General features: G+C 32.6%; 8 protein-coding genes. 2 read left to right on the top strand and 6 right to left on the bottom strand.

All coding sequences use genetic code 11. The annotated features are described in order from the left end of the window. Nucleotides 1-420: 420 nt before the first annotated feature. The gene (locus IMZ30_RS12025; protein WP_242529666.1) at nucleotides 421-4,197 is read right to left on the bottom strand and encodes an Eco57I restriction-modification methylase domain-containing protein; all 3,777 of its coding nucleotides are present in this window, start codon (nucleotides 4,195-4,197) and stop codon (nucleotides 421-423) included. 535 nt (nucleotides 4,198-4,732) lie between these two features. Continuing rightward, nucleotides 4,733-5,113 (bottom strand): HU family DNA-binding protein, encoded by a 381-nt coding sequence (locus IMZ30_RS11810; protein WP_207038492.1) that lies wholly within the window; start codon nucleotides 5,111-5,113, stop codon nucleotides 4,733-4,735. 451 nt (nucleotides 5,114-5,564) lie between these two features. On the opposite strand from IMZ30_RS11810, the gene IMZ30_RS11815 reads away from it, so the two are divergent. After that, nucleotides 5,565-6,377: an MBL fold metallo-hydrolase gene (locus IMZ30_RS11815; protein WP_207038493.1), complete on the top strand. Its 813-nt coding sequence runs from the start codon at nucleotides 5,565-5,567 to the stop codon at nucleotides 6,375-6,377. A gap of 194 nt (nucleotides 6,378-6,571) precedes the next feature. Next, nucleotides 6,572-7,144 carry a hypothetical protein gene (locus tag IMZ30_RS11820; RefSeq protein WP_207038494.1) on the top strand — a complete coding sequence of 191 codons (573 nt, stop codon included), beginning with the start codon at nucleotides 6,572-6,574 and terminating at the stop codon, nucleotides 7,142-7,144. Nucleotides 7,145-7,301: 157 nt separating this feature from the next. On the opposite strand, the gene IMZ30_RS11825 is transcribed toward IMZ30_RS11820, so the two are convergent. The 4 genes from IMZ30_RS11825 to IMZ30_RS11840 all read right to left on the bottom strand — a co-directional run bounded on the left by IMZ30_RS11825 (nucleotide 7,302) and on the right by IMZ30_RS11840 (nucleotide 12,739). Further along, nucleotides 7,302-7,934, bottom strand: a complete 633-nt coding sequence (locus IMZ30_RS11825; RefSeq protein WP_207038495.1) for a hypothetical protein — start codon at nucleotides 7,932-7,934, stop codon at nucleotides 7,302-7,304. A gap of 72 nt (nucleotides 7,935-8,006) precedes the next feature. Next, the gene (gene rpsA, locus IMZ30_RS11830; protein WP_207038496.1) at nucleotides 8,007-9,833 is read right to left on the bottom strand and encodes a 30S ribosomal protein S1; all 1,827 of its coding nucleotides are present in this window, start codon (nucleotides 9,831-9,833) and stop codon (nucleotides 8,007-8,009) included. Between the two features lie 167 nt (nucleotides 9,834-10,000). Beyond that, nucleotides 10,001-10,693: a (d)CMP kinase gene (gene cmk / locus IMZ30_RS11835; protein WP_207038497.1), complete on the bottom strand. Its 693-nt coding sequence runs from the start codon at nucleotides 10,691-10,693 to the stop codon at nucleotides 10,001-10,003. Nucleotides 10,694-10,696: 3 nt separating this feature from the next. Then, nucleotides 10,697-12,739, bottom strand: coding sequence for an HD family phosphohydrolase (locus IMZ30_RS11840; RefSeq protein WP_207038498.1), 2,043 nt, complete (start codon nucleotides 12,737-12,739; stop codon nucleotides 10,697-10,699). Nucleotides 12,740-12,790 lie beyond the last annotated feature (51 nt).

Raw genomic sequence — 12,790 nt, forward strand, 5'->3', positions numbered from 1 at the left:
AAACCGGCTATAAATTGATGCTTAAAAGTGATAAAAACCAAGGGGTCATGACCCCTTGAAGTTAAGACATGACCCTTAAAGATTTTTGATTTATATTTTATCCTGAAAAGCCTCTATCTTTAACAAGATTCCCCCTACAATTTTAATTTCTTCATCTGTTAAGCTATACAACTCATAAAACATTTGGTCGATTTAAACTTCATTTAATACCAAGGGGTCATGACCCCTTGAAGTTGAAGAACGATCCCTTGAAGTTGAGGAATAATTCCTTGAAGTTAAGGCATGACTCTTAAAGTTTTTGAAATGTACTATTTTGAAATATACCTGTCTTTATTAGGATTCTTCTACAATTTTTATTTATCTCGTCTCATTTTTGTTTTTATCAAGCGGTACTTGTGAATCATCATTTAAATTTTGTAATTAAGTTGCTCCTTCTACGATTTTTATTTCTTCATCTGTTAAGCCATACAACTCATACACCATTTGGTCGATTTCTTTGTCGGTTTGGTCGATTTGGTTTTTAAGGTTTTTGGCTTTGGCTTGCTCGGCCAAAAAATAATCTTCCCACTCGGCTTCTTGACCTAAGCTGAGTTTAATTTTTTTCTTTTTAAGTTCTTTGATGAAATCGGCAAAACTCAACTCATACCAATCTTGTAGCTTTTTAGGGAGTTTTCCTAACTCTTGGGGAAATTGGCGTTGTAGATTGCGTTTGAATTTTGAGGAGACTTCTTGTAATTCTTTGTTTAAAGCCAACATTTGGTCGGCTTTTGTTTCAAAAATTAATTGTTCATTATGTGATGCTCTTACTAAGGGTAATTGTTCAATTGTTGATTTATTTATAGCTAAATAGCCACCTGCTAAATGCTTGTCTTTAAATTCATTAATTAAATAAAAAGTTATAAACCTACTGTTTAAAATCGCTAATAAGAATTTTGGATTGAAATTTGCAAATCCATATATTCCATAAATTCCAACACCTAAGCCTAAAGGTTTATCAGTATAAAATGCCTCAAGCCTTTTTGTCATTCCAGCAATAATAACCTTAGGAGTATTCCAAAATTCAATTTTAGAATCAGCTAAAATATCTTTATCAAGCTTAATTTTTGGATAGCTAAATCTATTTTTCATATATGGAACAGTAGATATATCAATTAAATATGGATCAATTGATCCACTTACAGCAAAATTAATACCTTCATTATCTTCGTTTACTAACGGAAGAATTTTTTTAGCTTCAAAGCCTGTTGTCCCTGAATTAATCTGAATATCATAATCACCAAAAGTTTTAAATCTTTTGAATTTATTATCTTCCTTTATGAAGTCATTTATCCTCTCAAGATTTTCTATTTTTCTAATTTCGTAAACATTGAACGAATCGTTTGAATTATCTGCTATTATGATTATTGGATAAACTCCAACATTTTTAAAAATTGGTAAAGTAGAGATATTGATTGCTTTATTTAATCCGTTTCTTTTTAAATACTCTAGTGATTTTTCTGCATAATCACTTATAAGTAATTTGTTTGGTATTATCCAGCCATAAATTTTATTTTTTGTAACGCTAGCAAATTTTAATAAAAAAGGCACATATAAATCCCACGCACCTGTAAGTTGCTTATGATTTTTATTAAGCCATTCCCTTTCAGCTTTTATCATAGTGCGAGCATTAACATAAGGCGGATTCCCAATTACTACATCAAAACCACCTTTATATTCGGTTTTAAAGGCTTCGTCTATGGTGCAACACATCTGGTTAATCAAGGCTTGGGTTGCTTTGGGATGTTTGGGTAGTTCGTGCTTACTGCGGTTGCGCTGTATATAGTTAATGGTATTATTCAGCTGCTCATGTGAAGTCACTTCCTTAGGCTGTGAATATTTTTGTTGCCACAAGGGTTTGTTTTGTTCTTTACGCAAGGCGTCATTTTTTTCTGTACGCAAGGGGTCATGACCCCTTGTATTTTCTGAAAGACCCCTTGTATTTTCTGAAAGATCCCTTGTATTTTCTGAAAGATCCCTTGTATTTTCTGAAAGATCCCTTGTATTTTCTGCATGATTCTTTTTAGACTTTCTGGCTTTGTTAACTTTAAGCGACGTGATAGATTTTAGCTTCTGCATAATGCTTGGCACCTCTTCTATCTCGCAGGCGATTAATAAATGTACATGATCGCCACAAATATTATAGGCCAATAGCTTCAATTGGTCTTCTTCTACTATCTCATAAATGCTTTTGGTGACTATATAGTCATCTTCTGGGGTAAAATATACCACGTTCGGGTAGGGATTGGTTCCGCCGTCTCGACGTTCTCTTACCTTGTAACGTTTCATTCTAGGTGAAGTTCGGCTGTCGTGAATTGCTGTGGTGATATGGTAAATTTTATTGTTTTTTTCTTGAAATACCTGCGGAAATTCGGTTTCCCACTTAAAAGCCTTTTCGCCAGCCACTTCGGGATCGTCTATTAAAGAGTTACCACATTTTATGTTTTTACTTAAATCATTCAACTTTCTGTTGGGTTGGGCGGTTCTTAACCATAATGAAAGCTTGGCAATTTCTACCGATTCGTTATTAATGTCTACGCCAAATAAATTGTTTTCTAAAATGCTGTTTTCTATATTCGGAAATACAAAACCACCACCCATGAGTTTAGTTTCTAATTCGTCTACATATTGGTGTTCGGCAATTAAAAAGTTTAAAGCTTCATTGAGAAATGCACCCGAACCACAAGCAGGATCTACTATGGTGAGTTGCAATAGCCAATCTCGGTAATCTTTCAGCTTTTGTAAAAGTTTCTCTTTGGTTTTCTTTTGTCTATTCAGTTGGTAATCCTCTTCAACTAAGTTGAGTGTTTCTTTTTGTTCTTCGCAAAGCTTGCCTACTGTATTTTCTACAATGTATTTGGTAATGTATTTTGGCGTGTAAAAAACGCCGTCTTTTTTTCGCTTGCTTATTACCAAGGGCTCATAAGCCTTTTTGTTTTCTTTTCTCAAGGGGTCATGACCCCTTGTAACATGCTTACCATCATCACCCCTTGTAATATCCTTACTATCATGACCCCTTGTAATATCCTTACTATCATCACCTCTTGTAACACCTTTGCTATCATGACCACTTGTAGCATTACCCATGGTAGACAGCTTTTCTTGTATTTCTTCAATTTCATTTAAAGAATTTTCAAAAATGTGTCCGAGTATGTTCACATCTACTTCACTATCAAAATCGTATTCCGAAAGTTTCAGCGTGTGTTTATAAAGTAAATCGTCATCAATTTTTACTTCATCTAAAACTTCATCAGGTTTAAACAAACCGCCATTGTATGGGTAAACATCGTATTGCTTGCCTTTGTGTCCTGTGTTTAAATAGCTAAAGTATTTTTTGAACCGTTGATATAATGGCGTGTACGCATCTAATTCTTGCAATTGCTCCCATTGCTTTAAAATGAGCCGCACCGAATTGGGAGGCAACAAATGCCGATCTTCTGCAAAAAACAAAAACAAGAATCGGTCTAGTAATTTTTGCGATTTTTTAAAAAGCAGCAAAGCCTCTACATCAGGATTAAGTTGCGTCAAGTTGTTGAATAATTCTCGTTTAAATAAGCTATAATCTTTATAAAGTTGCTTAGTTATAGTATCTTCTTGGCTTAAGGATTCGGTTTTAATTTTTTTAGGGGTATCCTTACTGATATTTTGGTAAGCTAGGCACAAATACAGCAAATTGAATTGCTCTTGGTTAAGCTCAAATAAATTGAAAGCTTGATGTTCGATAGCATTGTCAATATAAAAGCGCAATTTTTCGAAATTAGACGTGATGACGTAGGTACAATTGGTTTGATTGTTTTTGTAACCAAAAGCCTGGGTTTCTACTTTGCTTAAATCGGTCGTGTTAGTACCTTTGAGTTCAATGACGCCAACTACTTTCTCTTTTACTAAAATTCCGCCGTCAGCTTTTTTGCTGTTTTTTACATTTTTAAGCTCAGTCGTTAAATTGAAATCGGTATCTGGATTAAGCGTGTAACCTAAAATTTTGACAAATAAATCACGCAAAAAACCTTCTTGGTATTGCTCTTCTTTAGCATTACGAATATTCTCTTGAATACTAGGATCATGAAAATGCGCTTGAAAAGCTTCCCACTTTTCTTGTAATTCTTTTTGATTTTGCGCTTTTAGGTATTTCTGAACAACGGTAGATTGAAATAAGGCCATAAAATTAATGAAGTCTAGATTACAGCTTAAAATTAAATAAAATTATCTTTAAAAGTGATGGTTCAAATTTTTTTTTCAATACATTTAAAGATGAGCTGAAATTTAATAAGAACAACTCTCATACAAAACAACACTAAATAACAAGGCTGAAATGCTTTAAACCTCTAAAGAATTTCTGTTATAAGGCTTTGATTAGCTTAATAATGAATAAAATGTTGATAACTTTTTAGAGACAATTAGTTTTATTTAGCTTGTATTAATGCTACATTTGTTGAAGTAATTGATTAAGGTCTTAGACTTATTTTGCTAAATACAATTGGTTAAGGTGTTTTGAAGCGCTTTAAATTTGATAAAATCTAAATGAAAGGGTTCAATTTATTTTTGAAACGGTTCACTTAGATAATTGAAACGGTTCGCTTAAGCATTTGTTACGGTTCATTTTTATTTTGAAACGGTTCAACTTTAGCAAAAACCATAAAAAAACCCCGTTTAAGCGGCAACTTAAACAGGGCTTTCGATCGTGATAAAGGTCTACTTAACTTACTTGCTCGTACTTTAAGTTATTTAATAAACCTTTAAGATCATCTCCAGGCGTGAATAGTATTCGCGCCTTTTTTATTTGCGCTACACTAAACTCCTCTTCGGTAGCCACACCATCGCTACTCACCGAAATTCTGAAATCGCCTAAATGGCCGAGTTCAATTTTATCGCCTTCATTTAACCGATACACAATGGCATCGAGTAAAGCGATAATTACACCATAACAGTCGGCTTTGCTTAAACTCGATTGTTTAGCGCTGAGCAAAGCTAACTCGTCTAAATTAGCAACACCACTTTGCAGTGCTCTTGCATGAAACTTTCTTGGGCCGTCTGGCTCCTGTGGGTTCACTTTCTGAACCCTTTTAATTGTCACCATAATTTATGGATTTAATTGCCCGCTAGCAAGGCGTTAATAATTGTAAATCGCTTACAGTCACTAGTCTACTGAAAGCTTATTACAAAGATGGGCTAAAAATCGATTGCTTTTAAATATTCCTTAAAAAGGTTATTAACAAAGTTATTAACATTATGAAAAGCTTTGTATTTATTGGGCTTACAGATAAGCGAATGAAATATTTTAACATTACTTTAACTTAGTAATTAAAATGTTATTTAATTAAAAGTTTCCTAAAATATGGTAGTACATTTTTGAATTTAGCTTTATGTCTCAAATAAAAGCATAAAACTACTTATTAAGTGACTTTCTTCAAGGATTATTCGGTACAAAAACAACGTTTTATTTCTCCTTAATCATAATCTTTTTTTAAAAAATAAACGAGTTTATTATCCTAACTATTATTTATCATAGATTTAAATCAAAAAAAATTATGAAATCTATTTTCGCTGCTTTATTAGTTGTCATTAGCTTATCAAGTTGTAACAACACAAACCAAACTAACAACACAGAAGAAGAAACGAAACCTAAAGAACAAAACACAAGCAAGTTAGCTGTTCAAAACAAAAGTGAAGTCAATATTGACGTAAAACCTATATCGCATGCTAGCTTTGTATTGCAGTTAGACAGTTTAAAGCTGTTTATAGATCCTGTTTCGGCTGAAGACTTTAAACCATACGGCCAGCCTCATTATATTTTAGTGACCGATATTCATGGTGATCATTTTAGTACAGAAACTTTAGAAGCCATGCCAGGAGAATTTAGCATAATTGCGCCACAAGCCGTTTATGACCAGCTTTCTGAAAATTTAAAATCTAAAACCTTAGTGCTTAATAATAGGCAATCAGAACAACTTCAAACTGCTTTTAATTTAAAAGCGCTACCTATGTATAATATCACCGAGGGTAGATTAGACAAGCACCCAAAAGGTCGAGGAAATGCTTATGTGATTAATTATCATGACAACAAAATTTACATTAGTGGCGATACTGAAGACATTAAAGAAATGAGAGCCCTAGAAAATATAGATATGGCTTTTATTTGTATGAATTTACCCTACACGATGGACTTAAACCAAGCAGCTGATGCGGTGTTAGAATTTAAGCCCAAAAAGGTAATTCCCTACCACTATAGAGGTGTAAAAGACGGCAAAGCTTATTATGAAGATGTTGAAGAATTTAAGTCTATCGTAACAAGTAATGATGCATCTATAGAAGTAGAATTGTTAGATTGGTATGATATGTAAATAAAAAATTGACTTATTTTTTCATGAAACCGGGTTTAAGTTACTTCTAATTAGTAATTTAAATACGGTTTTTTCTTTAACTGAATTGATTGTTATTGTTATATATAGTAATAATAAAAAAATCCTGCGCCTCACCCATTATATCCAAAGTTTATAAACATCTTTACAAAGATTTATAACTACAAGTTTACACTATGAAAAAACTAAATATAATTATTGGCTTGCTTACTTTAATTACAATGCTATCGTGCTCTTCAGATGATGACAGACAAAACGAAATATTTCAAACAGACTCTGAATTTTCAATTAATGGCACAAATTATTCTATTTCAAACGGTTTTATATTATCTTCATTTGATGCTACAAATAATAGCCGACATGCCATTTACCTTCTCAATGGAACAATATTGAATAACGAATGGTATGGTGCAGGATGTGATTTCTCCAATAATTTAACGCAAGGCGTCATTTTTAATATCACTTCAAATTCTCAAACTGAATTAGCAGAAGGCACTTATAACTATGAATTATCTACAAATGAAGCTTCTTTAAACGAGACCAATATTTCTACAAATATTGTTATGGAAAACAACTGTATAATAAGCTTAAATGATATTGATGAAGACCAAATCAATTCTGGAAGCATAACAGTTGAACGCCTCAATAATAGTTACACATTAACATTCTCGTTTATGACGACTGATTTCGGAAATATTAGCGGAAGTTATCAAGGAAAACTTCAACTAACCCAAGATTTATCAGACTAAACATTGTTGTCATGTTAAATGCTATTGAAGTACCTGACAAATAGCGTTTAAAAATTACAATATAAAACCTTTATTAACTAACAAATCAGTATAGCTGATTTCGATTAGTCTAATTTTTTTTGAATCGATTTAAGTTAGACTAAAACATCTTTGTTAACTATTCAAGCTTTACTAAACCATTTAACAAAGTTTCAGAAAATGGTCTGTAAGACGCCATTAAATTTTGAGCCGTGTAGGTAATTAGTTGGACTGTACCCGTTTCATTTGAATAATAATAACCGTAATATGAAAACTTTATGCCTTGCATAGTGCCGTCCATTTGAAGCAATAAGACTTTTATTCCATTTACATTTCTATATTCCTGCTTAACAATCTTCAAGTCTGGAGCTACCTCTTGGCCATTTTCTAAAGCAATTACCTTCATGGTTTCAAGCGGAATTTCAAGTTTTTCTGAGATGAGCATCCCAAAAATATCTTCCTGTTTATGTTGAAATTCATACTCAGCTTCTGTATTAGCTTCTGCTTTTTTAAAACTCCATTGCTTAGGGTTAAGGTAAACTCCAATATCAGCTTTTTTACTCTTAACTAAAAAACTTGAAGCCTCATCTTTAGTAAAAACTTCAGGGTTTAAAACAATTTCTTTAACATCATTCGCACTTTGGTCTTCATAAACCCATGTGCCGTCATTGTAAAGCAAGACCGTTTCTCCTGTTTCTGTAACTGCTTTAGACTGTGCAAGCAGATTTAAAGTACAGAAAAAGGCAATTATTGAATAAGACTTATAGTTCATCTGAAAATTTTTGTTAAAAATAAAAAAGCCTCTCGAATAGAGAGGCTTTTTTTAAGTTAATAATAGAAAAAATTACTTCCCTTCCATTTTATCTTTTAAAGCTTGTAATTCTGCATTTGCATCACCTAAAGTTGTTTTATTATCTTCTTCTTTAGATTTTTTCTGTGCTTGTTTTACAATCTTTTGCTCTTCTTCTTTGTGAATAGCTGTATGTGAAGCAACAACACGCTTAAATTCTTTGTTGAATTCAATTACAATAAATTCAGCTGTTTCACCTTTAGATAATTTAGACTCGTCTTCTTTAATTAAGTGACGTGATGGTACAAAAGCCGTTACATCAGTATTAAATTTAACGGTTGCACCTTTATCTACGATATCGGTAATTTCAGCCGTATGCTTAGTTCCAACTGCAAACTCCTCAGCATATTTGTCCCAAGGGTTTACTTCTGTTTGCTTGTGACCTAAACTTAATTTGCGTCCTTCTACATCTAATTCAAGTACAACAACATCTAACTTATCGCCTACTTTACAGAATTCAGATGGATGCTTAATTTTCTTAGTCCAAGATAAGTCTGAGATATAAATTAAGCCATCAATACCTTCTTCTAATTCAACAAACACACCAAAGTTAGTAAAGTTTCTAACCTCACCTGTATGCTTAGAACCTACTGGGTATTTAGAAGTAATATCTGTCCATGGGTCTGGTGTTAATTGCTTAATACCAAGAGACATTTTGCGTTCTTCGCGATCTAGGGTTAAAATTTTAGCTTCAACTTCATCGCCAACGTTAACAAAATCTTGTGCTGAACGTAAGTGAGTACTCCATGACATTTCAGAAACGTGAATTAAACCTTCAACGCCTTCTTCTACTTCGATAAATGCACCGTAATCTGCAATAACAGTTACTTTACCTTTAACATTGTCACCAACTTTTAAGTTTTCATCTAAAGCTTCCCAAGGATGTTTGCTTAATTGTTTTAAACCAAGTTGAATTCTTGTTTTGTCTTCGTCGAAGTCTAAGATTACAACATTTAAAGTTTGGTCTAACTCGACAACTTCGTTTGGATGATTAATTCTTGACCAAGAAAGGTCTGTGATATGAATTAATCCATCAACACCACCAAGGTCAACAAACACGCCGTAAGATGTAATGTTTTTAACAACACCTTCTAAAACTTGTCCTTTTTCTAATTGACCGATGATTTCTTTCTTCTGCTCTTCAATATCAGCTTCTATAAGTGCTTTATGAGAAACAACAACGTTTTTAAATTCGTGATTAATTTTAACCACTTTAAACTCCATGTTTTTACCTACGTAAGCGTCGTAATCTCTAATTGGCTTAACATCAATTTGAGAACCTGGTAAGAAAGCTTCGATGCCAAAAACATCTACAATCATACCACCTTTAGTTCTGCATTTTACAGAACCATTAACTACTGTACCATCTTGTTGCGCTTTATTAACGCGCTCCCAAGCTCTAATTACACGTGCTTTACGGTGAGATAATATTAATTGACCTTCTTCGTCTTCACGAATATCTATTAAAACATCTACCTTGTCGCCTTCTTTTAGGTCAGGATTGTATCTAAATTCATTTAACGAGATTACACCTTCACTTTTGGCGTTAATATCGATAATAGCATCCTGCTCTGTGATTTTAATAACAGTACCTTCAACAACTTCGTTATGAAGTGTATCTACAAAGTTTTCTTCAACTAGTTTTTCAAACTGGTCTAACTGTTCATCTGCCACTTCATCAATACCTTCTTCGTATTTGTGCCAGTTAAAATCTTCTAAAAATTGTTGAGGATTTTGTTGTTGTTCAGAAGCTTGCAATGTTTGCTTTTCTTCTGTTTGAGCAACGTCTTGTTGCTTTTCGGTGTTTTTAGCTTCAGCCATATGCTGATTTAAAATTTGTATCCTGCTAATCCAAAAACTTAAAGCAAATTAACAGAAGTTGTTAAATGATTTGTTTTTAATAACTTAAGGTTGTTTTTGTTTGCGACCAAAAGTTTTGCAAAAGTATGATTTATATTTTGATTTTCAAAACTTTAGAAAAAACATCATTAATGCGCTTTAATCCGTTGCTGTGCGAGTTGAAGTATTTGCGTGAATTGTGCTTCTGGGGTGAGATTAGTATTATCTATTAATATAGCATCTTCTGTCTTAATTAATGGTGAAACACTTCGTGTTGAGTCGATTTGGTCTCGCTCAATAACATTATTTAAAACATCTTGGTAAGTAACTTGTGGGTTTTTGCTTTTAATCTCGTTAAACCTACGCTGTGCTCTAGCTTCAACACTAGCCGTCATAAAAAGCTTTAGTTCGGCATCAGGAAATACAACACTTCCAATATCGCGGCCATCCATTACAATTCTGCCTTTTTTTCCCATCTTTTGTTGAATTTCAACTAATTTTGAACGCACTTGCGGTATCTTAGCAACGGTGCTTACTTTGTTTGAAACAGACATGCTACGAATAGAATCTTCAACATTTTTTCCATTCAATAATATATAGCTTTTTTGAGTCTCTTGGTTAAAATCAAAACTAATGCTGATTTCATCAAGCTGTTTTAATAAAGCTTCCGTTTGTAATTGTGCACCATTAAAACAATTGTTTTGCATGGCAAAATAAGTAACCGCTCTGTACATGGCGCCAGTATCTACATAAGTATAATTTAGCTGCTTGGCTAGTTGTTTAGCAACGGTAGATTTTCCTGTAGATGAATGACCATCTATAGCAATTGTAATGTCTTTCATAATTTAATCTGGATATTCTATACGTAGATGATAGATGTTATTCAACTTTGCTTTAAGAATTTTTTTAATGAGTTGAATATCTTTAAACGTAATGTTTGCGTTTTCAAATTGATTGTCATCTATCTGTTTATTAATGATCTTTTCTACAAACTCGTCTATCAGGTTTGTATTGGGTGATTTTAAACTTTTACTAGCCGCTTCTACACTATCACACATCATTAAAATAGCGGTTTCTTTACTGTAAGGTTTTGGCCCTGGATAGGTAAAATCTTCAGGATTAATAGTTACACCTTCTGGTGCATCTTCTTGGGCTTTTTGGTAAAAGTAATAAACTGTTGTGGTACCGTGATGTGTTCTTATAAAATCGATAATACGGTCTGGTAAATTATTTTTTTTAGCAAATTCTATGCCTTCAAGTCTATGACCGATGATAATTTGAGCGCTTTCTTGAGGTGAGAGCTCATCATGCGGCGTGATATTAGTAGATTGATTTTCGGTAAAATAAATTGGATTTTTCATTTTACCAATATCATGATACAAAGCACCAACACGCACTAACAAAGCATTAGCACCAATCTCATTTGCAGCTGCTTCAGCAAGGTTTGCCACATTTAATGAATGATGAAATGTTCCTGGAGCCACATTGGCCAGTTCTTTTAATATTTTTGAATTGGTATCGGTTAATTCTAACAATGATAAATCTGATACTAATCCGAAGATTTTTTCATAGGTATAAATTAGTGGCTGCACAAATAGCAAGCCAACACCACTGAGTATAAAATAGATAAAATTATTATAATCTATCGATTGAAAATCAGCCTCTTGAATCATACTAAAAGCTAGATATGAAAACATATAAACCCCAGTAATTTGGGCTACAGAAATAAACAGATTGGCACGTTTATAGAGTTCAGAAACCGTTAAAATAGTAACTATTCCGGCACTTATTTGTAAAAACATGTACTCGAAGCTATTAGGAACAACAAAACCCAAAATTAGAACCGTTATAACGTGAGAAAATAAACCTAAACGGGCATCAAAAAAAGCTTTTAAGGTTAAAGGCAAAATACAGAGCGGAACGATATACACATATTTGTAACCAATTTTCATAACGACTAAGGTTAAGAAAACCATGAACAAGATATTGAAAAAAATAAAGGTAAGTTTATTATTATTTTCGTAAATATCTTGCCTGTATTGGTATAAAAATAAGAGCAGCATCAGCAAGGCTAAAGCCACTAAAAGAGCGTAGCCAGATAAAATCATAACATAACTACTAGAATCTAAATCTTCAGACTGATATTCTGATTTAAGCGATTCTAGAATACGCAGTTTTTCTCCTTCAATGAGTTCTCCTTTAGCAATTATTTTACTACCTTTAGATACACTACCGCGTGTGGGCGAAATATTAGCAATTTCAGAATTAATCAACTTCTCATTAAAGTCTCGATCATAAGTTACATTAGGTTCAAGTAAATCATAAAAAAAAGATTTTATACTTGTTTGAGTTGTTTGGTTAAGCGTATCTAAAGCTGAATTTAAAAAACGATCTAAAGCCGCTTGATTAATTAAATCCTTGTATGTAATTTCTTGAACCTTATTACCTCTTTTTAAATAAATTAAATCTTTGTTATTAAGCTGTTTAGTCTCGCTAATTAAACCTCTACTATAAATACTATCTAATAGATGTTGAATTAGATGATGACCAATTTTATTTGGGATTAAAGAGTCTATTTCAGGATTTAATTTAGACTCCCAATTTTGAAGAATTTTAGATGCGGTAGCTTGGTTATAATTATAATAAGGAATATGCGAAGACTGCACTTCAATTTTTTCAACCTCTAATTCTTCGTCTGATTTTAATATTGGAAAATCAAATGGCGCATATAGATTTTCATACTGCCAAGGTTTGTTTTTTACAATTTCATATTTAAATTTTCCTTGTGTCGGAAAAAAATAGACTATTAAAAAAACACTCAACAAAAACAAGAATATCTTGTAAATTAATGACTGCTTTTTATATAAAAAATCTAAGATTTTATTCATAAATCAAAATTAGAAAAAAAAACAGTGAACTAGTTTATAATTCGTTTGTTC

This window comes from Psychroflexus sp. ALD_RP9 (assembly GCF_017311165.1).
GTDB lineage: Bacteria > Bacteroidota > Bacteroidia > Flavobacteriales > Flavobacteriaceae > Psychroflexus.